The sequence below is a fragment of the Sphingopyxis sp. OPL5 genome, assembly GCF_003797775.2.
Taxonomy (GTDB): Bacteria; Pseudomonadota; Alphaproteobacteria; order Sphingomonadales; family Sphingomonadaceae; genus Sphingopyxis.
The window spans coordinates 68514-93694 of the sequence record NZ_CP060725.1 but is presented as its reverse complement, the minus strand read 5'-3'; the positions used below and the strand labels follow the sequence as shown (position 1 = coordinate 93694).

At 65.2% G+C, this 25181-nt stretch carries 19 protein-coding genes; 8 read left to right on the top strand and 11 right to left on the bottom strand.

Features of this window, described 5'->3' with window-relative positions; translation table 11 throughout:
- Positions 1-78: 78 nt before the first annotated feature.
- Positions 79-4581 carry a beta strand repeat-containing protein gene (locus EEB18_RS00385; protein ID WP_187142165.1) on the top strand — a complete coding sequence of 1501 codons (4503 nt, stop codon included), beginning with the start codon at positions 79-81 and terminating at the stop codon, positions 4579-4581.
- Between the two features lie 11 nt (positions 4582-4592).
- Here the strand turns inward: EEB18_RS00385 and EEB18_RS00380 are convergent, their stop codons facing one another.
- From EEB18_RS00380 to EEB18_RS00360, 5 genes are all read right to left on the bottom strand, one after another.
- Positions 4593-5324: a LytR/AlgR family response regulator transcription factor gene (locus tag EEB18_RS00380; protein WP_056350771.1), complete on the bottom strand. Its 732-nt coding sequence runs from the start codon at positions 5322-5324 to the stop codon at positions 4593-4595.
- Positions 5325-5328: 4 nt separating this feature from the next.
- Positions 5329-6501: a sensor histidine kinase gene (locus EEB18_RS00375; RefSeq protein ID WP_056350773.1), complete on the bottom strand. Its 1173-nt coding sequence runs from the start codon at positions 6499-6501 to the stop codon at positions 5329-5331.
- Positions 6502-6595: 94 nt separating this feature from the next.
- Positions 6596-7960, bottom strand: a complete 1365-nt coding sequence (locus EEB18_RS00370) for an MATE family efflux transporter (protein ID WP_187142175.1) — start codon at positions 7958-7960, stop codon at positions 6596-6598.
- Between the two features lie 101 nt (positions 7961-8061).
- The gene (locus EEB18_RS00365; protein ID WP_187142164.1) at positions 8062-10899 is read right to left on the bottom strand and encodes a valine--tRNA ligase; all 2838 of its coding nucleotides are present in this window, start codon (positions 10897-10899) and stop codon (positions 8062-8064) included.
- Between the two features lie 177 nt (positions 10900-11076).
- On the bottom strand, positions 11077-13149 hold the full coding sequence (locus EEB18_RS00360) for an alpha/beta hydrolase family protein (protein WP_187142163.1): 2073 nt from the start codon (positions 13147-13149) through the stop codon (positions 11077-11079).
- Positions 13150-13312: 163 nt separating this feature from the next.
- On the opposite strand from EEB18_RS00360, the gene EEB18_RS00355 reads away from it, so the two are divergent.
- Positions 13313-14002, top strand: a complete 690-nt coding sequence (locus EEB18_RS00355; protein WP_316248981.1) for an HPP family protein — start codon at positions 13313-13315, stop codon at positions 14000-14002.
- Positions 14003-14007: 5 nt separating this feature from the next.
- Here the strand turns inward: EEB18_RS00355 and EEB18_RS00350 are convergent, their stop codons facing one another.
- The 3 genes from EEB18_RS00350 to EEB18_RS00340 are packed head-to-tail and all read right to left on the bottom strand — an operon-like array spanning position 14008 to position 16861.
- Positions 14008-14694, bottom strand: a complete 687-nt coding sequence (locus EEB18_RS00350; protein WP_187142162.1) for a hypothetical protein — start codon at positions 14692-14694, stop codon at positions 14008-14010.
- Positions 14691-15980, bottom strand: coding sequence for a metal-dependent hydrolase family protein (locus tag EEB18_RS00345; protein WP_187142161.1), 1290 nt, complete (start codon positions 15978-15980; stop codon positions 14691-14693). The genes EEB18_RS00350 and EEB18_RS00345 overlap by 4 nt, the downstream gene beginning before the upstream one ends.
- Positions 15953-16861, bottom strand: a complete 909-nt coding sequence (locus tag EEB18_RS00340; RefSeq protein ID WP_056350782.1) for a neutral zinc metallopeptidase — start codon at positions 16859-16861, stop codon at positions 15953-15955. Before EEB18_RS00340 ends, EEB18_RS00345 begins: the two co-directional genes overlap by 28 nt.
- A gap of 148 nt (positions 16862-17009) precedes the next feature.
- Between EEB18_RS00340 and EEB18_RS00335 the strand changes: the two genes are divergently transcribed.
- The 5 genes from EEB18_RS00335 to EEB18_RS00315 all read left to right on the top strand — a co-directional run bounded on the left by EEB18_RS00335 (position 17010) and on the right by EEB18_RS00315 (position 22243).
- Positions 17010-18170: a patatin-like phospholipase family protein gene (locus tag EEB18_RS00335; RefSeq protein ID WP_187139686.1), complete on the top strand. Its 1161-nt coding sequence runs from the start codon at positions 17010-17012 to the stop codon at positions 18168-18170.
- Positions 18171-18197: 27 nt separating this feature from the next.
- On the top strand, positions 18198-18983 hold the full coding sequence (locus EEB18_RS00330) for a 3-hydroxybutyrate dehydrogenase (RefSeq protein WP_187139687.1): 786 nt from the start codon (positions 18198-18200) through the stop codon (positions 18981-18983).
- 261 nt (positions 18984-19244) lie between these two features.
- Positions 19245-19895: a DUF4893 domain-containing protein gene (locus EEB18_RS00325; RefSeq protein ID WP_187139688.1), complete on the top strand. Its 651-nt coding sequence runs from the start codon at positions 19245-19247 to the stop codon at positions 19893-19895.
- An 84-nt stretch (positions 19896-19979) separates the two neighbouring features.
- Positions 19980-21320, top strand: a complete 1341-nt coding sequence (locus EEB18_RS00320; protein ID WP_187139689.1) for an amidohydrolase — start codon at positions 19980-19982, stop codon at positions 21318-21320.
- Positions 21321-21418: 98 nt separating this feature from the next.
- Positions 21419-22243, top strand: coding sequence for a response regulator transcription factor (locus EEB18_RS00315; RefSeq protein ID WP_187139690.1), 825 nt, complete (start codon positions 21419-21421; stop codon positions 22241-22243).
- A 40-nt stretch (positions 22244-22283) separates the two neighbouring features.
- On the opposite strand, the gene EEB18_RS00310 is transcribed toward EEB18_RS00315, so the two are convergent.
- From EEB18_RS00310 to EEB18_RS00300, 3 genes are read right to left on the bottom strand one after another with little or no spacing between them, the layout of a single operon-like run.
- Positions 22284-23180: an alpha/beta hydrolase family protein gene (locus tag EEB18_RS00310; protein ID WP_262408048.1), complete on the bottom strand. Its 897-nt coding sequence runs from the start codon at positions 23178-23180 to the stop codon at positions 22284-22286.
- A 26-nt stretch (positions 23181-23206) separates the two neighbouring features.
- Positions 23207-23956 (bottom strand): hypothetical protein, encoded by a 750-nt coding sequence (locus EEB18_RS00305; RefSeq protein WP_187139691.1) that lies wholly within the window; start codon positions 23954-23956, stop codon positions 23207-23209.
- A 12-nt stretch (positions 23957-23968) separates the two neighbouring features.
- Complete coding sequence (locus EEB18_RS00300) at positions 23969-24724, bottom strand: crotonase/enoyl-CoA hydratase family protein (protein ID WP_187139692.1); 756 nt, start codon at positions 24722-24724, stop codon at positions 23969-23971.
- 253 nt (positions 24725-24977) lie between these two features.
- Between EEB18_RS00300 and EEB18_RS00295 the strand changes: the two genes are divergently transcribed.
- Positions 24978-25157, top strand: coding sequence for a DUF465 domain-containing protein (locus EEB18_RS00295; protein WP_187139693.1), 180 nt, complete (start codon positions 24978-24980; stop codon positions 25155-25157).
- Positions 25158-25181: the final 24 nt, after the last annotated feature.

Genomic DNA, 25181 nt, shown 5'->3' with positions numbered 1-25181 from the left:
GGTCTGCTGAAAAGATTTGCGGAGCCCAAATTCCATGGGCAATAGATGATTCATCTTGTTTTTTCGGGGGAAATTTGGGTGGCGGAAATTGTTGGCGGCCCGAGCGACGACACGCTGAACGGCACGGCGGACGCCGACACGATCATCGGCAATGACGGCAACGACAAGATCGATGGCATGGGCGGCGCCGACACGATCCAGGCAGGGGCCGGCGACGACATCATCTATTCTTCGGCGACCGCTCACAATGTCGCCGGCGACACGATCGACGGCGGGGAAGGCTTCGACACGGTCCAGGTCCGGACCGCCGGTCAGAATATCAGCCTAGTGAGCTTCATCAATATCGAGGCGCTTGTATCGCCCTTGGGCTCCTCAGGCCTCGCGACGCGCGTTACCGCCGCGCAGCTCGATGGCCTGATTTCGCTCTCGGGCATGTTCGAAATCGTCGATGGAGGGACGATCTCGCTGGCGGGCGCGCGACTCGGCAACGGGACGGCCATCCGCTTTTCCAATGTCGCGACGACGCTCGATCTAAGTTCGGCCGCGGTCGTCGGACCTAATAGCCTGATCGACGTGATCGTCCACGGCGGTACCGGCAATGACAGTATTACCGGCAGCATTTCTAACGACGTCATCTCTGGCGGCGGCGGTAACGACACGCTCGAAGGCGGCGACGGCAACGACAAGCTCACTGGCGGCGCCGGGGTCGATATCATGCGCGGCGGGGCTGGCGACGATACGCTGGTGATCCAAAGCATGTCGGAGGTGAACAGCGCGGAAGTCTATGAGGGCGGCGCGGGGTTCGACACCCTGTATTTCGATGGATTTTTCGGTCTGGGGCAATTCGATCTCACCGGTCTGACGCTGTCCGGGATCGAGCGGGTTTCGGATGGCTCCAGTTTCTCCAACTATGCCCATCTGACGATGCGGATAGCGCAGGTCGATCTGTTGACCGAGATCGACGCCAATATCGTGCTGTTCGACGGCGGAACCTTGTCGCTCGCCGGTGTCACGCTGACGGGCGATGCGATTTATTCGAGCAATAGCGCGACGACGGTCGATGCGAGCGCTGCTGCCGCGGGTTTTCTCCGCTACATCGGCGGAACCGCGGCCGACGACGTTACCGGCACTGCGAACCGCGATAACCTCAACGGAGGCGGCGACGACGATATCATCAGGGGCGGGCTCGGGAACGACAGGCTTCAGGGTGGAAGCGGCGTCGATCGGCTCTATGGCGGCGACGGCGACGATCAACTTTATATCGGCAACGGCGAAGGCGTCGCGGGCGAAGTCTATGATGGTGGAGCCGGGATAGATACGCTGTTCGTTGTCGATACCATCGACCTGCGGACCGTATCGATTTCGGGCATCGAAGAGATCACGTCCGGCGGCGCGGAGGGGCGTATCACGATCGGCATCGCGCAACTGACGGGTCTGCAGCGTGCGGTGGGCGATTTCCAGCTCGCCGAGCCCGGCAACCTGGTTCTCGCCGCCGACGGGGTCGACCTCAGCCAAAGCCGGCTGAGGACTACCGACACCGCAACGATGATCGATGCGCGGGCGCTCGGTTACGGTCTCCGGATACACGGCGGAGCGGGGAACGATGTCCTGCTCGGCGGTTTGGGAGCGGACGTGCTCGAAGGCGGCGGCGGCATCGACCGTCTCGACGGGGGCGACGGCGACGACCTCCTGCACCTCGGCGGATCCGACTACGTGTCGGGTGCCTATGTATTTACGGGCGGCGGCGGCTTCGATTCGCTTTCGCTGTTCGTCGGGGATTTCGATCTGACGCGGGCGACGGTGACGGGCATCGAGTCCATCCACTATAACTCTGCTTCTTCCGACAATATTTTTATGATCTCGGTCGCACAGATGAACGCGCTGACGGCCTTCCGTGCCAACGGGCGTGTCCAGATCGCCGATGGTGGCACGATTTCGATGAACGGCAGGACGTTCAGTGCATCGACCGTCGTTCTGTCCAATGCTGGCAATATCTTCGATCTCACGAGCGCTACGGCGAGCCGGGTCCATGTCGTGGGCGGCACGTCCGCCGACACCGTCACCGGCAGTGCCTTCAACGACTACCTGTTGGGCGGCGGCGGTAGCGATGTGTTGAATGGGGCAGACGGTGCGGACATGCTCGAGGGCGGTGCCGGGCGCGACACGTTGCGCGGCGGCCTTGGGGACGATACGCTGGTGATCGGTACGATGTCGGAAACGGTAGCGGGCGAGATTTACGACGGCGGGGACGGCTTCGACACGCTATTCTTCCTTGTCGGTGCCGACGGGTATGATCTTTCGAACATCACTTTGACCAGCGTCGAGGAACTGCTCGTCAACGGCGGCCGCCTGTCGCTGACCGCGGCGCAGCTCGACCAGGCAACCTCGATCCATGTGGGGACCTATATCCTCACGACCGCGGGCTCGGTCTCGATGAACGGTGTGTCGTCGCGCGGATCGACTTTCTTCCTGTCGGACCTGGGCAACGACTTCGACCTTACCGGCTTCCTGCCCGGCTCGGGCACCGTCACAGGCGGTGCCGGCGACGACCGGATTACTGGTGCGGGCGGCGCCGATACGCTGTTCGGCGGCGGCGGGAACGACATCATAGCCGGTGCCGGGGGCAATGATGTCATCGATCCGGGTACCGGCGTCGACCGCGTCAGTGGCGGCGGCGGTGCCGACACCATCGTCTTCTCCGCGGCCTCGTCGTCGAGCACACCGACGGGTATCGGCCTGATCGACGGCGGTGCGGACGCCGACACCATCGATTTGCGCAACGTCGGCCCCACCGCGGCGGGGACGATCGAGGCCGAGCCGGGGCGGTTTGCCTTCGGGATCATCGTCGGCAGCCAGCGCTTCGAAGTGACCGCAGTCGAACGCATATTCTTCGGCAATGGCAACGACACCATCGGCGTGCCGCCGGGCTATACCGGCACGATCGACCTGCGCGCCGGGGGTGGCAACGACATAATCACCGCCGAGGGTTCTTCCAAATTCTATGGCGAGGACGGCGACGACAGTTTCTTCCTGTCGGGCGTGTTCGGGCGCACCGCGTCGGGCCTCGTCGATGGCGGCGCCGGACGCGACCGGCTCGATCTCAATATCGCTTTCACGGTCGATCTTACGACGGCGATCGCCCGGGCGGGCGATGCGACCTATTCGGTGCGCGGCTTTGAACATATCCGCGCGGCAGCGACCGGCGGCTACCTGACCACCATCCTCGGCTCTGCGGCGGCGGAAACGATCGAAGTCAATGCGCAGTTCGATGACGGGTCGGTCGGCGTGGTCTTCGACGGGCGCGGCGGCGACGATATCCTGAACGGCAGCAAGGGGGCCGACGAACTGCGCGGCGGCGGCGGTAATGACGTGATCGACGGACGGGCGGGCGCTGACCAGCTTTTCGGCGGCCTCGGCAATGATATTTTCCATGTCGACCGCACCGGCGATATCGTCTTCGAAAATGCCGGCGAGGGGACCGATACCGCGATCGCCACGGGCAGCTTCTACCTCTACGCCAATATCGAGAATCTGACGCTTGCGGCAGGCGCGGGGAATATCTTCGGGGTCGGCAACGAACTTGCCAACACGATCCTCGGCAACGAAGGCGAAAATCTGCTGATTGCAGGCGCGGGCAAGGATGTTGTCCGCGGCGGCGGCGCGCGCGACGCGATCTTCGGCGAGGACGGCGACGACCAGCTGTTCGGTGACGAGGGGATCGACTATCTTGTCGGCGGGACCGGCAACGACGTCATCGACGGCGGAGCCGACGCGGACGAGATTTATGGCGAGGACGGCAATGACACGCTGATCGGCGGGACGGGCTTCCACACCGACATCCTCGTCGGCGGCATCGGAAACGACATCTTGCGCGGCGACAGCACGCTCGGCGATTACGACCTGCTCTATGGCAATGAGGGCGACGACCGCTTTTACGTCGATACGCCCCACGATCTGGTGTTCGAGCAGGCGGGGCAGGGCGTCGATACAGTCTATGCCAATATTCAGGGTGCCGGCTATTATCTCTATGCCAACATCGAGAATCTGGTGCTGGAGGGCAACACGCCGTTCGGCGTCGGCAATAACCTCGACAATCGTATCACGGGCAATGCGACCGGCAACTATCTGCTCGGCGGCGCGGGGAACGATGTATTGAACGGGATGGGCGGCAACGATGTGCTGTTCGGTGAAGCCGGCAACGACATTTTCGTCTTTACCCCAGGTTCGGGCGCCGACGTCATCGGCGACTTCACGCGCGGGCAGGATCGCATCGACCTCAGCGCGCTTGGCATCACCGGGCTGGGCCAGATCAGCGGCGGCTTTGTGCAGGACGGCAATGTCGGCGCGATCCTGCTCGCGTCCGGCGACGTGATCGTGCTGCACAATGTCCAGATGGGCACGCTCACGGCGGGCGACTTCATTTTCGCCAGCGGTTCCGCGAAGGTGGCCGACTTGTCGGATAAGGCGATGGATGCCTTGCAAACCTTGGAATTCGGTAGCGATGCCGCGCTGTTCGGCGCCGATCAGGGGGCCGAAATCTGGCTGAGCTACCTCAATCGCGAGGCCGTGATATTCGGGTAGCCGGCGGCGGGTCAGTTCTGCATGATCGCCTTGACGTCGTGGAGGTAGGTGCGTCCGATACGGTGGACGCCGCCTTCGCCCAGATCGACGCTCCAGGCGCCGTCGCCATGATGTTTGAGCCCGACGATACCCTCGCGGCGGATCATCTTAGACCGGTGGATCCGCATGAACTGGTCGGGGTCCATGCGCGCTTCGAGCGACTTGATCGTCTGATGGATCAGCCAGCTACGCGCGCCGACGTGGAGCCGCATATAGTCGCGTTCGGCCTCGATCAAATCGACCTGGCCGGCGTCGATGCGCAGCATCTCGCCGCGGTTCTGGACCCAGAATTCGCCGATCCACTTGCTCTTGGGTGAGCGGGTGCGGTCGGTCGTGCGCCATTCGCGTACACGGCCTAACGCGCGGCCGAGCCGGTCGGGGGATACCGGCTTGAGCAGATAGTCGACCGCCGCGACGTCGAAGGCGGCGACGGCATATTGGTCGAAGGCGGTCACGAAGATCACCGCCGGCGGATTGTCGAGCTGGTCGATCGCGGCGGCGACGTCCAGACCGTTCAGCCCCGGCATCGCGATGTCGCAGAGTACGAGGTCGGGCGCGAGCGCATCGACCAGCCGCAGCGCCGAGGCGCCGTCGGTCGCGGTGCCGACCAGCGACACGCCTTCCTGTTGCCCGGCAAGGATCTGGAGCCGTTCGATCGCGAGCGGTTCGTCATCGACGATCAGGGTTCTCAACGTCTGGATCATTTCTTCAGCACCCCTGCCTGGCGAAGGGCAGCCACAGCGAGACGACGAAGCCGCCATCGTCCGACTTGCCCCATTCGCAGCCCGCGGTCGGGCCATAGCGCGTCATCAATCGCTCGCGCACATTGCCGAGACCCAGGCCGGTGCCGGGTTCGGGAACCGGCGCCGCTGAATCGACATCGTTTTCGATACGCAGCACCAGCAGGCCGTATTCGGCGCTGGCGGTCAGGCGGATCGCGATCGTGCCCTTGCTGGGTGCGACGCCATATTTGATCGCATTCTCGATGATCGGTTGCAGGATCAGCACCGGAACGCACGCATGCTCCAGTTCCTTCGGCATCGTCACTTCGACGTGCAGCCGGTCGGGAAAGCGCGTCTGTTCGATGTCGAGATAGAGGCGCTGGAGCGCGATTTCCTCGTCGAGGCTGACGAGCTGTTCGGGGTCGATCGCGAGGCTCGAGCGCAGGAAGGAGGCGAGGTTCATGATCATCGTCTCGGCCTCCGCCTTCGAGCCGCGCAGGACGAGGGTCGACAGCGAGTTGAGCGTGTTGAACAGGAAGTGCGGATTGACCTGGTAATGGAGCGCACGAAGCTGCGCGGTCTGCGCCTCGATCCGATAGCTGTCGGCGCGCCGTTCGACCGCGTGCATCTCGTTCGCATAGCCGAAGGCGACATAGAGCGCCGCCCACACCGCGAAGAAGAAATACCAGCGGATCGAGCTGTCGAGGATCAGCACCGTTTCCCATGCGACCGGATATTTTTCCTGTACTTCGGCGATGATCGTCTTGGTGTCGGGGCCGGGAAACCAATAGTAGAAGACCAGCAGGTTGATCGTCGCATAGAGAACCACCAGCGGAATCGCCGTCCCCAGGGCGGCGGCCAGCCTGGCGCCGAAACTCTTTGGCTGCACGCGCTGGAGCAGTTGATAGAGGACGAAGGTGCACAGAATGCCCGCGACGACGACGATCGCGCGCCGGCCGACGAACTCCCATTGGTCGGGCGCGCCGGTGAGCAGCGCGAGCCCGGTGGTAATGAGGAAATAGAGCATCCACATCGCGAGGATCGAGCCGATGGCGACGCGCGGATTGACGCGGGCATCGGAGGCGCGCCAGTCGGGCGCGGCGGCGAGGAATCTGGCGCGGCGATCGCTCTGGGCCAGTTTGCGGTCGGACATGTTCATTGGCGCCCTCCTATCGCAGCCCACGCAATAGCGCGAGTCGTCACCTGACCGCCAGTCGAAGGCGGGGGGAGGTTGGTCGAAAGCGCGGCCCGGCTCAACCGGCCGCCGCTGGCGCTCTCATCGCGCCGCGCCAGCCGCCGCGCCGGTACACCGCCCATGCCATCGCGAGCGAGGCAATCGAGGACAGCGGGAAGCTCCACCACAATATGTCGCTGCCGATCAGCGGGTAGCCGAAATAATAGATGCCGAGGCGGATCGGGAACATCGACAGGAACAGGATGATCAGCGGCGGCACCACCGAACCGTTGGCGCGCAGCGTGCTGATGAGGACGATCGTCGTGCCGAAGGGCAGGAAGGTCCAGGTCGCGATATACTGGATGTTGCGCGCGACATCGATCGCGTCGCTGCCGCTGCCGAGGAACAGCGCGAGCGCAGCGCGGTCGAAGAGCAGCAGCAGGACAATCAGCACCCCGGTCATCGCGAGATTGATCGCGATCCCGCTGTTGGTGACCGACGACACGCGATCCCAGCGCCCGGCGCCGATATTCTGCGCCGCCATCGAGCTGACCGCGGCGCCGACCGCGAGCGCGGGCATCTGGATATAGTTCCACAGCTGCAGCGTCGCGCCATAGGCGGCGGCGGTGACGAGCCCCTCGCGGTTGACCAGCCCGACCATGACGAGGCCGGCACCCGAAATGACGAGCATCTGGGCGCCCATCGGCAAGCCGCGCCCGATGATGAAGCGCAGCTCGCTCCATTTGGGAACCAGATAGGACAGTTCGTGCCCGCGCAGGCGCAGGACATGGTTCTTCGCATAGAACCAGCCGATCATGCCGATCAGCGCGATCGTGCCGGCAACGGCGGTCGCCAGCGCGCTGCCCGCGATGCCGAGGCGCGGGAAGGGGCCGAGGCCGAGGATGAGGATCGGGTTGAAGGCGATGTCGAGCACCACGGCGAGGATCATGAAGCGCAGCGGCGTCACCGCATCGCCGGCGCCGCGCGAGGCCATCATCAGCGTCACCGACAGCATCGAGGCGGGCACGGCGAGGAAGGTCACGCGCAGATAGTCGTGCGCGAGCGCAAAGGCCTCGGGCGGGGTTTTCAGCCAGTGCAGTATCTGATCGGACGCGAACCAGCCGACGATCGCGATGACCACCGAGAAGATCAGCGCGAGGCCGATGACGCCGCCGGTCGCCCGGCGCGCGGCGTCGACGTCGCCGCGGCCCATCGACTGGCCGATGAGCACGGTCGCCGCCATGCCGAAGCCGAAGAAGGCGCCGAACATCAGGAACATGATGATGTTGGCGTTGGCGGTCGCGGCGAGTGCGCTTTCGCCGAGGAACTGGCCGACCCAGATGGCGTTGACCGAACCCGACAGCGTTTGGAGAATATTCGACGCCAGCGTCGGCAGCGCGAAGAGAATCAGCGTTTTGGCGATCGGCCCCGTCGTCAGGTCCATCCGCCCGCCGCCGCGTGCGGTCTGGCGCGGCGGAACGGGATTGGCCGCCGGGTCGGCGGCGGCCGCAACCGGCGTCGGCGTGACGGGTGTCTCGCCGTCGCTCACCCCAGACGGGCCAGCGCGGCGGTCAGGCGATCGGCCTCGGCGTCCTTCGCGGCATGGTCGGCGCGCGCCTTTTCGACCGCTTCGGGCTTGGCGCGCTCGACGAAGGACGGATTGTTCAGGCGGCCGGCGAGGCCGTCGCGTTCCTTCGTCGCCGCGGCGAGCGTCTTGGTCAGGCGGTCGCGTTCGGCGGCGATGTCGATCACGCCTTCGAGCGGGACGGTGATCGTCTCGCCTTCGACGACGAGTTGTGCCGACGCACCGGCGGGCGCGGGGTCGAAGCTGACGGCTTCGAGCCGCGCGAGGCGGTCGAGCTGCGCCGCGAGCTTGTCGGTGCGGGTCCTGAGCGACGGCGGGAAGTGTGCGATGAGGCGGGCGCCCGGCGGGAGGCCGAGTTCGGCCTTGGCGGTGCGCAGTTCGCCGACGAGCTTGATCAGCCAATCGATATCGGCGCTGGCTTCGGTGTCGCGCACGGCGTCCGGTTCGGGCCATTTGGCGGTGATCAGCGGATAATCGGCGCGGTCGCCGAGCCCGGTCCACAGCTCTTCGGTGATGAAGGGCATGAAGGGGTGGAGCATGACGAGGATCTGGTCGAGCACCCAGCCGGCGACGGCCTTCGTCTCGTCGTCGATCGCACCCTTGATCAGCTCGAGATACCAGTCGCAGAAACGGTCCCACGCGAAGCTGTAAATCGTGTTCGCGGCTTCGTCGAAGCGGTAGTCGGCGAGCGATTTGTCCATCGCCGCGACGGTTGCGGCGACTTCGCCGATGATCCAGCGGTTGACCGGCAGCGTTGCGGCGGGGGCGGCGAGGCTGGTCGAGGCCGAAATGCCATTGGCTTCGCAGAAGCGCGCGGCGTTCCAAAGCTTGGTCGCGAAGTTGCGGTATCCGGCGAGGCGCGCGTCATCCATCTTGATGTCGCGGCCCTGGCTTTCCATCGCCGCCATGAAAAAGCGCAGCGCGTCGGCGCCATATTGGTCGATCAGCCCCAGCGGGTCGACGACATTGCCCTTCGACTTCGACATCTTCGCGCCGTCGGGCGCGCGGACGAGGCCGTGGAGATAGAGCGTCTTCCACGGGACATCGCCCATGAACTCCATCCCCTGCATCGCCATGCGCGCATCCCAGAAGAAGAGGATGTCGAAGCCCGAGATGAGGACGTCATTGGGGTAGTGGCGTTTGACGAGGTCGGTGTCTTCGGGCCAGCCAAGCGTTGCGAAGGGCCAGAGGGCGGAGGAGAACCAAGTGTCGAGGACGTCGGGGTCGCGATATAGCGGTATCTTGTTGCGATTGGCTTCCGCTAGATCGGCGTTGCTCGATACAGCGCTATCCCAATCCAGATATTCCAGCTCCGTTTCAAGGATCACGAATTCTTTTTCGGCGCCATAATAGCTTTGAAGCTGGCTCTGGAGTTCTTTTTCATCCGCCGCAACGAAAGCCACATCTTCGGTGGTCCATGTGATGTCAGTGATGGTCGCGTCTTCGGGTGCCTTCTTCGGCCCATACCAAGCCGGAATCCGGTGGCCCCACCATAGTTGGCGCGAGACGCACCAGGGCTGGATGTTCTCCATCCAGTTGAAGAAGGTCTTTTCCCATGTCTTGGGGACGATGTTGATGCGCCCGTCGCGCACCGCCGCCATCGGCGGCTGTGCGAGGGTTTCGGCGTCGACATACCATTGGTCGGTCAGCCAGGGCTCGATCACCACGCCGCCACGGTCGCCGAACGGCGTCTGGATCGTGCGCGGCTCGGCGTCATGCTCGACGCCGTCCTTGTCGACATGCGCGATGAGGAAGCCGGCTTCCTTCATCCGCGCCACGACCAGTTCGCGCGCGCCGTCGATGCCGTCGCGCTTGAAGCGGTGGAGGCCGAGATATTCCGCCGGGATCAGCCCGTCGGCGGTCTGGATGACGTTCGCGTCGCCGTCGAGCATGTTGAGCATCTCGCCGGGCTTGAACCCCGCGCGCTTGCCGACGTCGAAGTCGTTGAAATCATGTCCGGGCGTGATCTTCACCGCACCCGACCCCAGTTCGGGATCGGCATGTTCGTCGGCGACGATCGGGACGCGGCGACCAGTGATCGGCAGCGTCACAAACTTGCCGATCACGCTTTGGTAGCGCGCATCGTCGGCGTTCACCGCGACCGCCATATCGGCAAGCATCGTTTCAGGGCGCGTCGTCGCGACCTCGATATAGTCGCGCCCATCGTCGAGGGTCACGCCGTCAGCGAGCGGATATTTGAAGTGCCAGAAGCCGCCCTGGATTTCGTGCGTTTCGACCTCGAGGTCCGAAATCGCGGTCTTGAGCTTCGGGTCCCAGTTCACCAGCCGCTTGTCGCGGTAGATCAGCCCCTTTTTGTGGAGGTCGACGAACACTTTGACCACCGCGGCGGTGAAATGCGGGTCCATGGTGAACTGCTCGCGGCTCCAGTCCATCGAACAGCCGAGGCGGCGGAGCTGGCCGGTAATCTGGCCGCCGCTTTCGGCCTTCCACTGCCACACCTTGTCGATGAAATCTTCGCGGCTGTAATTGGTGCGCTTGTCCTGCCGCGCTTCGAGTTGGCGTTCGACGACCATCTGCGTCGCGATGCCGGCATGGTCCATGCCGACGACCCATAAGGCATCCTTGCCGCGCAGGCGTTCGTAGCGGACGAGGACGTCCTGCAGCGTGTTGTCGAGCGCATGGCCGATGTGCAGCGCGCCGGTGACGTTCGGCGGCGGATTGACGATCGTATAGGGTGTCGCGTCGGGGCGCGCGGGGCGAAACAGCCCGCGGCTTTCCCACTCATGGGCCCATTTCGCCTCGATAGCGGCGGGATCGAATGTTTTTTCCATCGGCATAATGCGCCGCGCTTTGCCAGCCATGGTGCGGCGCGGCAAGGGGGAACCATCCCATTCTCGTCATGGCGGACGCGAAGATCGTCGCCCCCGCGAAGGCGGGGGCCGTTGTCGGCCTTATCCCCCCTCGCTGCGTAGAACTCCAGCGGCCCCCGCCTTCGGGGGGGCGACGTAGAATGCCTATTTCTTCAGATAGCTGCCGAGCCAGTCGAACACCGTGCCATACCATTGCACGCTGTTCTGACCCTTCAGCACCCAATGATTCTCGTCGGGGAAGACCAGCAGTTGCGACGGGATGCCGCGGCGCTGGAGGGCGGTGAAGCTGGCGATGCCCTGCGTATAGGGGATGCGGAAATCCTTTTCGCTGGTGATCACCAGCATCGGGGTCTTCCACTTGGCCACGTGATTGACCGGGTTCCATTTTTCATATTCTTGCGGAACGTCGTAATAGGTGCCGCCATGCTCCCACTCGTCGAACCATAGTTCCTCGGTTTCATAGGCCATGGCGCGGGCGTCGAAGACGCCGTCGTGCTGGACGAGGCATTTGAAGCCGTCGGGCCATTGGCCCGCGATCCAGTTGGTCATGTAGCCGCCATAGGAGCCGCCGAGCGCGCAGGCGTTGGTCACGTCGAGCGACATATCCTGCTTGCCCGCCGCGGCGAGGCCGAGCTTCAGATCCTCAAGTGGCTTGCCGCCCCAATCCTTGTTGATGCTGTCGGTGAAGGCCTGACCGTAGCCGGTCGAGCCGTGGAAATCGATCGTCACCGCAGCATAGCCCGGTGCTGAGAACAGCCGCGGGTTCCAGCGCGTCGACCAGCCGTTGCCGAAGCTCGACTGCGGGCCGCCGTGAATCAGGAAGGCGACGGGCAGCTTGCCCTCGGCCTTCGCGGGCTTGACGATCTGGCCCCAGACGGTGTCGCCGTTCGCGCCCGCGAATTGCAGCCGCTTGACGTCGACGGGATCGATCTCGGCCATTTGCGCCTTGTTGACTTCGGTCAGCCGGGTAACCTTGCCCTTGGCGTTGCGGACGAACAGCTCGGTCGGGTCGGCGATGCTGTTGCGGCTGTAGAGCAAAGCGCCGCCCGGCAGCGGGGTGACGTCGCCGATATTGCCTTCCCACTGGTCGGTGGTGGCCTTGAGCTTTTCGACCTTGCCGGTCTTGGCATCGACCTTGAACACCGGATGATCGAGTACATCCTGCGCGGTGACATAGAGCGACTTGCCGTCGGGGGCCCAGACGATCGAGGCGACCGAGCGATCCCAGGCGTCGGTCAGCTTGCGCGTCTCGCCGGTCGACAGGTCGCGGAGCATGAGCACTTGGCGGTCGGCCTCATAGGTCGGCCGCGCCATTGCCGCGTACGCCAGAAACTTGCCGTCGGGCGAGGGGGTGGGCAGGGTGTCGGTCGCCGCATTCGCCTCGGTCAAATTCTGGGGCATCATCCGGCTGTCGACCAGCCAGCTGTAGATATCGAGGTTGGTCGACATCGGTTCGCCGCGGTCGGCCTTGCGCAGCGTGAAATAGACGGTGCGGCTGTCGGTCCCCCAGGCGAGTTCCTCGCCGCCGCCGAAGGGTTTGGAGGGGCTATCGCCGGTCACGCCGGCGTCGACCGCGCGCTCGGTCGTCGCCTTGCCGCCCACAAGGTTGAAGACGAAGGGGCGGCTGTAGGTGCCCGGCGTCTCCCATTCGTCCCAATGGCGGACGAAGCCGACGCCGTCCTTGTACAGGCGGCCGGTGCCGGGGCCGGGCAGCGCGCCCTTGTCCTTGGCGTCGCAGCCGAAGGTCGTGCATTCCTTGGCGATGTCGCCCCAGGCGAGCAGCTTGGTGCCGTCGGGCGAAATCTTGAAGCCCGAAACGTCAGCCTTGGTATCGGTCACCTGCACGGCCGGCGTGTTCATCGACTGGAGGTCGATGCGCCAGAGCTGGCTCTTTCCCGAAGCGTTGGAGAGGAAGAACAGCATGCCGTCCTTGTGGAAGGCCGGGTCAGTTTCATTCTTGCCCGCGGTATCGGCGATCCGGACCGGCGCGGCATCCTTGGCGTTGCGATCGACGACCCACAGTCCGGTCGAGCGCTTATACGTCTCGGGCGCGGTCTCGGTCATCTGATAGACCACCCATCGTCCGTCGGGCGAGGCGGTCGGCGCGGCGACGCGCTTGAGCGTCGCGAGGTCGACTTCGGTCATCGGCCGGGCGAGGGCAGGGGTGGAGAGAGCGGCGGCGAGCGCGATCGCGCTGGGCAGGATGAAGTTACGCATGCAACGGCTTTAGCGATGCGGCGGGCGCGTTCAAGGACGAAGCGGCCGTCGCCGCCGTCCCTTTTTCGAGGCGACGGAAAAGCGGGCTTGCCGACGACAAATCAATCCTCTCTGGCTTTGTCGGCGCCCTGGCGCCATCGGCCCGCGCTCGAAGGAGAATTGCGTGTCGAAGCCCGAGCCGAGTCGTTTGTTCATTCCGCTGCTCGCCGGCGCGAGCCTGCGCGACCGGATGATCGGCAGCATCGGCGCGTTGATGGGCATCGGCCTTGCCGGGCTGATCTGCGCCGCGATGTTTCCGGCGTCGATGCCGTGGATCATCGCGCCGATCGGGGCGTCGGCGGTGCTGTTGTTCGCGGTGCCATCGAGCCCGCTCGCGCAGCCATGGTCGATCGTCGGGGGCAATGCCATCTCCGCGATCGTCGGTATCGTCGTCGCGCAGGCGGTGTCGACCCCGGCCCTCGCCGCCGCGCTCGCCGTGTCGACCGCGATCCTGGTGATGTCGCTGCTGCGCTGCCTCCACCCCCCGGGCGGCGCGGTGGCGCTGAGCGCGGTGCTCGGCTGGTCGACCTTCGGCAGCCATGTCGTCGACTTCCTCGTGCCGGTGCTGATCAATTCGCTCGTCCTCGTCGCGATCGGCATGTTTTTCCACCGCTTTTCGGGGCACAGCTATCCGCATCGGGCGCGGCCGGTGGACGGGAAGACCCTGGTTCCCGCGCCGTTGGGCCTGCAAATGGCGGACATCGACGCCGCGCTCGACGACCTGGGCGAGACCTTCGACATCAGCCGTGAGGATCTGGCGCTGTTGCTCGAGCGCGCCGAGGTTCATGCGGCGTCGCGGATGGGCAAAAGCTAGGGCGTTCAAGGGACGCTTTCGGTCTCTTCCTCGCCGGCCTTGTCGCACTGCTTGCGGCTTTTGGCCATCGTCTCGGATTTGCGCCATGCCGAGCGGAACAGACGGTCGCGTTCGGCTTTCGCGCCGAGATCGTAGCGTGCCTGGGCAACGGGGCGACCCATGGTGTCGCGTAGCGATAGCGTGACAGCGGACCCGGTTTCCAGGCGTTCATAGGGATCGCCATCCCAGTCGGTGTCGTCGAGCTGCGCCGAGGCGTAGCGAAAGGGGTTTCCGCCGATCTTGTAGGCGACGCCGAACGGTTCGGGCTCGACGCTCCAGCTGTCGCCGCCGTCCAACAGCACCCACATGGTCAGCCGCCGGAGCGCGCCGCCGGGGCCGCCGACGCTCGACACATCGCCGATCGCGCTGGTCAATTCGCCGATCGCCTCGGCGTCCGCATCGTCATATTGGATGACGAGACCGGGGTGACCCAAATCCTGATATTGGGGCGTGCTGGCGTCGAGCATCGGCGGCGCCCAGCTGACCGAGCGCGACCATATCTCGCCGTCGCTGTCGACCTGCGCGGTGATATCGACATGCGCGCCGCGGCTGCCCTTGGCGCTGGCCGTGCAGACCCATTCATCGTCGCCATATTGCGCCGCCGCGGGCGTCGAGGTGGTGAGCAGCGCGGCGACGACCAGCGCGCGGATCATCGGATCAGCACTCCGCCCTTCATCACATGATCGATCTTTTCGAGCGCGCCGATGTCGGTCAGCGGGTCGGCCTTGACCACGACCATGTCGGCATAGCGCCCCGGCACGAGGACGCCGATGTCGGTACGGCCCATTTCCTCGGCGGCGCGCCCGGTGGCGGACTGGATCGCCTGCATCGGCGTCATGCCATAGCGCACCATATAGGCGAACTGGCGGGCGTTGAGGCCGTGCGGATAGACTCCGGCGTCGGTCGCGAAGCCGATATTGACCTGCAACTCGACCGCGCGCTTGAACGCCGCGCGCTGGGCATCGGTGGTCTCGCGGTTCTTGCGCAGATATTCGGCGGGCCAGCCCTCCTTGGTCCCGATGTCGTCGATGTAATCGCCGTTGTAGATGTCCATCGCGAGCCAGGTGCCGTGCTGCTTGGCGAGGCGGAGCGTCGCTTCGTCGGCGAGGCTGGCATGTTCGATGCTGTCGACCCCCGCTTCGATCGCATTGCGGATGCCGATCGCGCCATGGGCGTGCGCGGTGACGCGTTTGCCGCGGGCGTGGGCGACCTTCACGATCGCACGGAGCTGCTCGGGCGTCAGTTCGGGGGCGCCGGGTTCGGTGCCGATCGCGAGCACCGCGCCGGTCGCGATCGTCTTGATGAAATCGGCGCCATGGTCGAGCAGGTAGGTCGTTTTAGCGGCCGCTTCCTCGGGCGTCGCCGCGACGCCGAGGCGCATGTCGGCGGGCAACTGATCGTTCGGGACGACGCCGTTGAGTTCGCCGCCGCCGCCGGGGATGGTGAGATAGGCGCCGGCGACCCACATGCGCGGACCCGGCACGTCGCCACGCTCGATCGCATTGCGCAGCGTCACGTCGGTGAGGCCGCGATAGGTGCCGACGTCGCGGACGCTGGTGAACCCGGCGTCGAGGGTCACGCGGGCGTTGCGCGCGCCGACGAGCGCGGTTTCGGCGGGCGACGCCTTCATCGGCGCGGCGAGGTCGGCGCTCTGGCCAAGGTCGGCGAGGTGGGTGTGGAGGTCGATCAGGCCCGGCAGCACGGTGTAGGCCGACCAGTCGATCACCCTGGCGCCGTCGGGCGCCTTGCCGCACGGTGCAACCTCCTTGATCCGCTCGCCCTCGACCGTGATGCAGTGGCCGGTGCGCACCTCGTCGGTGACGCCGTCGATCAGCCGCCCCGCCGTGACATACAGCGTTTCCGCTGCGGCCGGGGCCGATGTCGCCAGAAGGGTCGCCGCTGCGGCGGCGATCAGATGGCGGCGCTGAAGGTGTCGCACTGGCGGGGGTCCCCGGTCTGCAGGCCGCGGCGCAGCCAGCTCATGCGCTGTTCGCTCGTGCCGTGGGTGAAGCTTTCGGGGACCGGGCGCTGGCCCGCCGAGCGCATCAGCGTGTCGTCGCCGATCGCATTGGCGGCGGTCATCGCCTCTTCCAGGTCGCCGGGTTCCATCACGGGTTGGCCGGCGCTGTTGCGCGCGCGGTTCGCCCAGACCCCGGCATAACAATCGGCCTGCAATTCCATGCGCACCTGATAGGCATTGCCCTCGGCCTGTGAGGCGCGTTGCTGTGCCTGACGGACCTTGTCCGAAATACCGGTGATCGTCTGGATATGGTGACCGACTTCGTGCGCGACGACATAGGCCTGCGCGGCGTCGCCCGCGGCGCCGAAACGCTGCGCGAGTTCGTTGAAGAAGGCGGTGTCGAGATAGACGCCCTGATCGGCGGGGCAATAGAAGGGGCCCATCGCCGCCTGCGCCGCGCCGCAGCCCGACCGGTTCTGGTCGGTGAAGAAATTGAGCGTCGGGCGCTGGTAATTGCTGATAAGATTGCCCCACACCTGATGCGTCGAGCCGAAGACATTGCACGCGAATTTTTCTGCCGCCGTGTCGCAGGCGACGTTGGTCCCGCCGCGGCTGTCGGCCTGCGGATCGACGGTGCCGCCGCCGCCCGACAACATATTCATGCCGCCACCGAAAAACATGAAGGCGAGCGCGCCGAGCAGGAGGATCGTGCCGCAGCCCATCTTGCGCCCGAGCAGCATCGGGAGCAGTCCGATGAGCAGCCCGCCCATGCCGCCGCCGCCCCCGCCGCCGCCAAATCCGCCGCCGCCGCGGCCGAGGTCGCGGATATCGTCGCCGGGATCATAATCGTCGAGGCGCATTTCGGGGTCTCCAGCGCAAAAGTCAGGTCCTGTCCGTTTGTGGCAGTAGCCCGCCGCAATTGGAAGGGGCTTCGCATCGTCCGCCTTGCAATGCGCCGTGTTGCGGTGCACCAATCAGCGCCCCCGACCGAAGGATGCCCCCGAGTCCATGCCGCGCCGCGCTGCCAAAGCCGCCTTGCCTTTGCCCGACCTCGTCGTGCTGGTGCTGCAGGGTGGCGGCGCGCTCGGCGCCTATCAGGCGGGGGTTTATGAGGCGCTGATCGAGTTGGGGATCGAACTCGACTGGGTGGCGGGGATTTCGATCGGCGCGGTCAATGCCGCGATCATCGCGGGCAACAAGCGTGACGAGGCGGTGGGCAAGCTTCGCGAGTTCTGGGACGGCGTGTCGTCGGCGCTGCCGTCGCTGCCGATCCCCGACAACGACATGGCGCGCGAGTGGAACCACCTTGCGGCGGCGGGGCAGGTGATGGCGTTCGGGGTACCGGGATTCTTCACCCCGCGCTGGCCGCCGCCGGCGCTGGCCGAGCGGCAGACGCCCGGCGCCGTCAGCTTCTACGACACGGCGCCGCTGGTCGCGACGCTCGACCGGCTGGTCGACTGGGACCGTCTCAACGACGGCAATGTCCGGTTGTCGGTGGGGGCGGTCGCGGTCGAGACCGGGAATTTCCGATACTTCGATACCAAGAGCGAGCGGATCGACGCGCGGCATATCCTCGCATCGGGCGCGCTGCCGCCGGGTTTGCCCCCGATCGAGATCGACGGGACATGGTATTGGGACGGGGGTCTCGTGTCGAACACCCCGCTCGAACATGTCGTCGAGGCGGCGCATGAGGATATGCTGGTGTTCCAGGTCGACCTGTTCCCGGCGCGCGGCGAGCGGCCGCACGATCTGGAAGAAGCCTGGTCGCGCGAGAAGGATATCCGGTTTTCGAGCCGGACGCGGCGGATTTCGGACGGACTGGTTCGGCGGCGGAAGGAGCATCGGTTGATCGACCGGATGTTGGCGAAGTTGCCGCAGGGCGTGAGCGAGTTGCCCGAGGTTCGGGCGGTGCGCAAGATGGTCGATTGCAAGGCGCTCAATGTCGTGCAGCTGATCCATAACCCCTTGAAATGGCAGACGGGTGCGCGCGATTTCGAATTCTCGCGGACCGCCGTGGAGGCCAATTGGGCGCAGGGCAGGGAGGCGGTCGAGGCGGCGATGAAGGACGGGCATCTGCTCGCGGAAAGTATCGCCGAGGGGCGGTCGGAGAGCTTCGCGGTGCAATCGGACGGTCTGGTTCCGAAACGGACCACGGAAAATACAGGGTAAAATCTCCCCCCAACAAAGGAATTCATCATGCACCTGAAAGGCAAAACCGCCCTCGTCACCGGCTCGACGTCGGGCATCGGGCTCGGCATCGCCAAGACATTCGCGGCGGCGGGCGCGGACATCATCATCAACGGGTTCGGCGAGGCGGCGGCGATCGAGGCCGAGCGCGCGGCGCTGGAAGTGCTGAACGGCGGCAAGGCGGCCTATGACGGCGCCGACCTGACCAAGCCCGACGCGATCGAAGACATGTTCCAGCGCGCCGACAAGGATTTCGGCGGGGTCGACATCCTGGTCAACAATGCCGGGATGCAGTTCGTGTCGCCGATCGAGGATTTCCCGGTCGAGAAGTGGGACATGATCATCGCGCTGAACCTGACCGCGTCGTTCCACACGATCCGCCACGCGGTGCCCGGGATGCGCAAGAAGGGCTGGGGGCGGATTATCGGCACCGCCTCGGCGCACTCGCTCGTCGCCTCGCCGTTCAAATCGGCCTATGTCACCGCGAAGCACGGGCTGGCGGGGCTAACCAAGACGGTCGCGCTGGAAGTCGCCGATGCGGGGATCACCGCGAACTGCATCAGCCCCGGCTATGTGTGGACGCCGCTGGTCGAGAACCAGATCCCCGACACGATGAAGGCGCGCAAGATGACGCGCGAGCAGGTGATCAATGACGTGTTGCTCGCGGGTCAGCCGACCAAGCAGTTCGTGACGATCGAACAGGTCGCGGCGCTGGCTGCGTTCCTGACACGCGACGAGGCGGCGAATATCACGGGGGCGAATTTGAGCGTCGATGGCGGGTGGACGGCGGCGTAATCGCTAACCCTCTCCCCTTGAGGGAGAGGGTTGCGAAGACTTGGTAGCTTGCTGCCTAGTCGAAGCTGGGTGAGGGGTTGCGGTCGCAAGCGACCGCGCGAGCCAAAGGCTCGCGACCCCTCTTCCAACTGCGGCTAGTTCGCTTCGCTCACAAGCCTTCGTATCCTTCTCCCTCAAGGGGAGAAGGAATTTGCATCCGCCTTGAGCATTCTCCCTTCGCCCCCTAAGGTTAACGCCGAACCGGACAGGAGAGACGGAGCAATGTGGGGTCGTACATCGATAATCGGGGGCATTCTGGCGGCGTCGACGCTCGCCGCGTGCAACACGGTGCCGAAAATTCCGCCGTCGGTCGCCGACGTGCCGCCGCCCGCGACCGAGGGCGGCTGGCGTTCGACCGCGACCGAGCAGGACAAGGGGCGCGTCCGGAACTGGTATTCGAGCTGGGAAGCCGCGCTGGCAGATGCGCGCGCCAAGGGGTTCGGGGCGCAGATCGACCGCGAGGGCATCCTGCTGCACCCGACCGCGGCGCTGCCCAATCCGCACCTGCCCGCGGGCGATTACAAATGCCGCACGATCAAGGTCGGCGCCAAGAGTGGCGGGACGCTCGGCTATATCGCCTATGGCTGGTTCCGTTGCCGCGTGGCGGCCGAACAGGGGATTTCGAGCCTGATCAAGCTGACGGGGTCGCAGCGGCCGGTCGGGCTGATCTTTCCCGACAATCTGACGCGGCAGGTCTTCCTCGGCACGCTCGAACTCGGCGACGAGAAGATGGCGGTCAATTACGGCAGCGACCGGATGCGCGACATGGCGGGGCTGGTCGAGCGGATCGGCGACAATCGTTGGCGGCTGGTGCTGCCCGCGCCGGCGTATGAATCGCTGGTCGACGTGATCGAACTGGTGCCGGAAAGCTGACACCCATTATCAAAACGAGCCTATAATCCCCGTTCGACACGAACGGATAACCAAGGCCATCATGGCTTGAAACAGGGGAATAAGATGCGGATTTTGCTGGCGGGCGTGGCAGCCCTCGCGCTTTCGGCCGTGGGTGCGGTTTCGGCGGCGGCGCAGGCGGGCGACCCGGCGATTCAGGCCGAGATCAAGAAGGACATGCCGTCGCTGATGGCGATCTATGCCGACCTGCACGCCAACCCCGAACTCAGCTTCATGGAGGTGCGCTCGGCGGGCATCATGGCAGCCGAGGCGCGCAAGCTGGGCTTCAAGGTCACCGAAAAGGTCGGCGGCACCGGCATCGTCGCGGTGATGGAGAACGGCCCCGGCCCGGTGGTGATGCTGCGCGCCGACATGGACGGGCTGCCGGTGATCGAACAGACCGGGCTGCCCGGCGCGTCGAAGGTGCGGGTGACGACCAAGGAAGGCGTCGAGACCGGCGTGATGCACGCGTGCGGCCACGACACGCATATGACCGCGTGGGTCGGCGTCGCGCGGCGCATGGCGGCGAACAAGGACAAATGGTCGGGCACTTTGGTGATGATCGGCCAACCCGCGGAGGAACGCGGCGCGGGCGCGCGGATGATGCTCGAGGACGGGCTCTATACGCGCTTTCCCAAGCCGCAATATGCGCTCGCGTTCCACGATGCGGCGCAGTTTCCCGCCGGGCAGATCGGCTATACGCCGGGCTATGCGCTCGCCAATGTCGACAGCGTCGATATCCTCGTGAAGGGGGTTGGCGGGCACGGCGCCTATCCGCAGACGACCAAGGACCCGATCGTGCTGGCGAGTCGCATCGTCGGCGCGCTGCAGACCCTGGTGTCGCGCGAGATCAGCCCGCTCGACAGCGCGGTGGTGACCGTCGGCAGCTTCCATGCGGGCGCCAAGCATAATATCATTTCGGACGAGGCGAAGCTGCAGCTGACGGTGCGCAGCTACTCGGACGAGGTGCGCAATCATCTGCTCGACGGCATCGCGCGCATCGCGAAGGGCGAGGCGATCGCGGCGGGCATGCCCGACGACAAGATGCCCGTGGTCAGCGTGCAGAAGGACGAATATACCCCCGCGACCTTCAACACCGTCGATTTCACCGAGGATATGGCGGCGTTTTTGAAGACGCAGTTCAGCGAGGCGCGGGTGACCAAGATGCCGCCGGTGATGGGCGGCGAGGATTTCAGCCGCTATTCGCGCGACGCGAACAAGGATGTGAAAAGCCTGATCATCTGGGTCGGCGGCGTCCCGCGCGCCGAATATGACGCGGCGCAAAAGGCGGGGAAGAGCCTGCCGAGCCTGCACTCGCCCTTCTGGGCGCCCGAGGCGGATACGGTGATCGAGACCGCGACCGAGGCGCTGACGGGGATGGCGATGAAGTTGATGGGGAAGAAATAGCCGAGAGCGCTCAAGTCCGGGCGGGTCTTTCCAACACTGACCGCTTTCCAAATAAATTGGGATGGACCTGTTCGCGGCGCTATGGTGAGCAAGAGCCTATGTCTGCCACCGACCCGATCCCCGGCTTGTCCGCATGCCTGACCGACCGGGAACTGGAGATCCTGCGCCTGCTCGCCGCCGGGCATACGGTGAAGACGATCGCCGCGCGTCTGGAGAATTCGGAAACCGCGATCAACGAGCGCTTGCGGAGCGCCCGCCGCAAGACGGGGGTCGGCAGCAGCCGCGAGTTGGCGCGCCTTCTGGATACCCCAGAAAATTGTGACAAAAATATCGATCTTTCGAACGCGCGCTCGGTCGGGAAGGACCGGGAGCACACCGCGGCCATAGGGGCGCGCGGTTCGAAAGGAATGATCGTCATGCTCATCACGATACCTCTGGCCGCCGCCGGCCTGATGCTCGCCGCCGCGCCGTCGGCGGAACAGGCCGCCGCGCCGACCGCCGTTGCCAGCGCCGCATCGCAGCCGCTGCCGCTCGCGGGGAGCTGGTCGCTCGACACCTCGCAGATGCCCGCGAACGAGCGACCGCAGCGGGTGACCATCGCTTTCGATGCCGCGCCGGACGGCAAATGGAAAACGCGCGTCGAAATCGTCGCGCCTGACGGATCGCGCCGCTATTCGGAATCGACCGCAGCGCTCGACGGCGTCGCGGTGCCGATCACAGGCAATATGGATTTCATCGACAGCGTGGCGCTGCGCCAGCCGGCGCCGGACACGTTGGTGATGACGTTGGGCAAGGCCGGCGCGCGGGTGTCGACGCGGGTCTACACCGTTGCCAAGGATCGGGAATCGATGACAGAAACGATCGTCTGGTCGGGCAACAGCCGCGAGAAGCTGGAAACGACGCATTTCAATCGCATGGATTGATTGCGCACCCGCGTCGGTTGCAGCGGCGGGTCGCGGTGGCTTATTCCCCGGCTTTCAGGGTTTCGAGCCACCGCAGAACCTCCGCCTGCAACCGGATCCGCGCGTCCGACCAGCTATGGTCGGTCGCGACGTGGAGCGTCTTCACCTTCGTCCCGCCGCCATCCTGGATCGCCTTGGCTAGTGCATCAGTGCCCGGCGCCAACCCGTCGTCGGAGGAGAGGATGAACAGGTTGGTGGCGGTCAGCGCGGGAGCGGCCTTGAGCCAGTCGAAGGCGTCGCCCTTGGCGATCAACTCGTCGGCCATGATTTCGGGCGAGGTGCCGGCGAGGGCTTCCTGGCCGTTGGCCTTCATGCCCGCGGCGAGCTGGTCGCGCGGGGCCTTGGCGAAGGCGCCGAGGTCGGCGGCGGAGATCATCGCGGCGCCGAGCAGATTTTTGTCCTTCGCGGCGGTGAGCGCGGTGACCCAGCCGCCCATGCTGTGGCCCATGATGACGAGGCGTCTGGGGTCGATGCGCAGCTTGGCGGCGTTGGCGGGGTCGCGCGCGAAGGCGAGGACGGCGTCGGCATCCTCGAGGTTCTGCGCGAAGCGATACTCGCCGGGGCTGCCCCACGAGCCGCGATAGTTGAAGGCGATCACGGTCCAGCCGGCGCGGCGCATCGCCTGTGCGAGGTCGAGGCTCTTTTCGTTGCCGGGCAGGCCGTGGCAGAGGATGACCGTCGGGTGCGGGCCGGCGCCGGCGGCGATATAGACGACGCCGTTGATTTCCACGCCGCCGCTCGGGATATGGACTACCTCCATCGCGGCGGGATGGGCCTTGTCGGCGGGCGGGTCGGTGTAGATGGCGGCGGGGAGTTCGGGCGGCTGCGCGAGCGCGGCGCTGGTCAGCATTGAGGGCAGGACAAGCAGTGCGGCGGCGATCCAGGTTTTCATCGTCATTCCCCCTCGATTTCGAAGCTGCGTCGCTACTTCTGTTTTTCGACCATCCTGATGTCGAAATCCAGGTAACCCGCTACATTCAGCGTGAAGATTGCTCCGCCAAAACATTCATAATGAGCCTGAGGCGTGACAAAGATGTCCAGCGATTTGATCGGCTGTCCCTCTTCTTCCTTAATCTCGCGATACGATCGTGTGAAATGCAAAAGCTGAACGGAATCGACACGGTTTGTACCGAAATGAACGTCGCATTGGGGCCGACCCATTACGCTTTGGGAATCGATATAGACAAACATATCCGGACTCCCGAGTACGGCTATGTCATAAATGTCGTCGCCGGCGATCAGTGGATTCTCGGTTATGTCGAAGCGAGCGAACCGCACATTGCCACCAAGACCGAGCTTGTGACCGAGCCGCGCGTGGGCCGCCTTATAAACCTTTAGAAAATCGGAAAATCGCACATTGTTTTCGGTTGATATCCGGATGCGATCGTCGCCCGATTTTTGGATGGCCGCCAAAAAATTCGCAACGGAGATTTGATCCTCGTTGTGACGAAGATTGCCATCGACGAGCAAATCGTAGTCGTCGATATCGGAAGCCTGTTCATCGTCATATTTATTGACCATCGGCCATGACGTAAGCTTCATGCTGTCCAGCACTTTATAAGATTGCTGTACTGCGGCCATAACGGGCCAAGGCGCGGCAAGCAGCAAGGCAAAGGTCACTATCAAAAGGCTTTGTCGCGGCATCGGCTGACGTTCTTTCTGTATCTGGCTCATAGTTGCGGGCAGCTAGCTGACGAATGATCCACCCCGTCCGGCCCCTTCGGTAAAGCGCTTCGCGCCCGCTGTCGCCCCTTCGCGCAAGGGCGCGACGCCGGCATGGGCTTCGTGGGCGAGGGCGTCCGCCAGGTCATAGTCCCATTGGCGATAGGCGCTCATCCGGTCGCTGGTCATGCAGAGCTGCGGGAAGGCGGCGATCTGCTTCGCCAGCGCGATCGCCGCGTCGAGCGCGGTGCCGTCGGGGACGAGGCGGTCGGCGAGGCCGATGCGATGGGCTTCCTGTGCATCGACCGGGCGGCCGGTCAGGATCATGTCGAGCGCGCGGCCCTGACCGACGATGCGCGGCAGGCGGACGGTGCCGCCGTCGATCAGCGGCACACCCCAGCGGCGGCAATAGACGCCGAACACCGCGCTCTCGGCCGCGACGCGCAGGTCGCACCACAAAGCGAGTTCGAGCCCGCCGGCGACGGCATGGCCCTCGACTGCGGCGATCACCGGCTTTTCGAGCAGCATCCTTGTCGGACCCATCGGGCCGGGGCCGTCGGGGGCGTAGCGGGCCTGGCCGACCGCCGTGAGGTCGAAGCCCGCGCAGAAATGGCCGCCGCTGCCGGTGAGGATCGCGACGCTTGCCGTGTCGTCGTGGGAGAAGTCGGCGAACGCGTCGCGCAGCGCGGCGGCGGTCGCGGGATCGACGGCGTTGCGCTTTGCCGGGCGGTCGATGGTGACGATGAAAACGGGGCCATCGAGGGTGACAAGGACGGACATGAAAAGACTCCCCCGGCGCCGGGACGAGGCCGGCTCGCGCCAGCATGACGCGGTGGCCCCTTGAAAGCCAGCCCCCGCGTCTCTAGATGGGAGTCATGCGGGCCGGGCCCCTCTGGCGTCGGCGGGATATTTCCCGCCACGTGATGTCGGACCGCATCGGGTGACACCGATGCTTGCGGCCCATCTCCCCCCTGACAAGGGTTCGGGCGTCGGCGTCACCTGTCTTTTGAGTTCGCTCAATCAGGAGGCCTGTATGACGTCATATTCGCGATTTTATAAACTGACCGCGCTGTACCGCCGGCTCGACGATGCCGTGCGCAGCGAAGGGCGACGCCGCGGCGCCGATGCGTTCCGCCTGCTGCGGCTGAAAGCGGCGAAGCTCGCGGTCAAGCGCCGGCTCGCCGCGCAGATGCAGCCCGCGCTGGCGCGCTGATCCAACAACAAGAATGACCGGCGC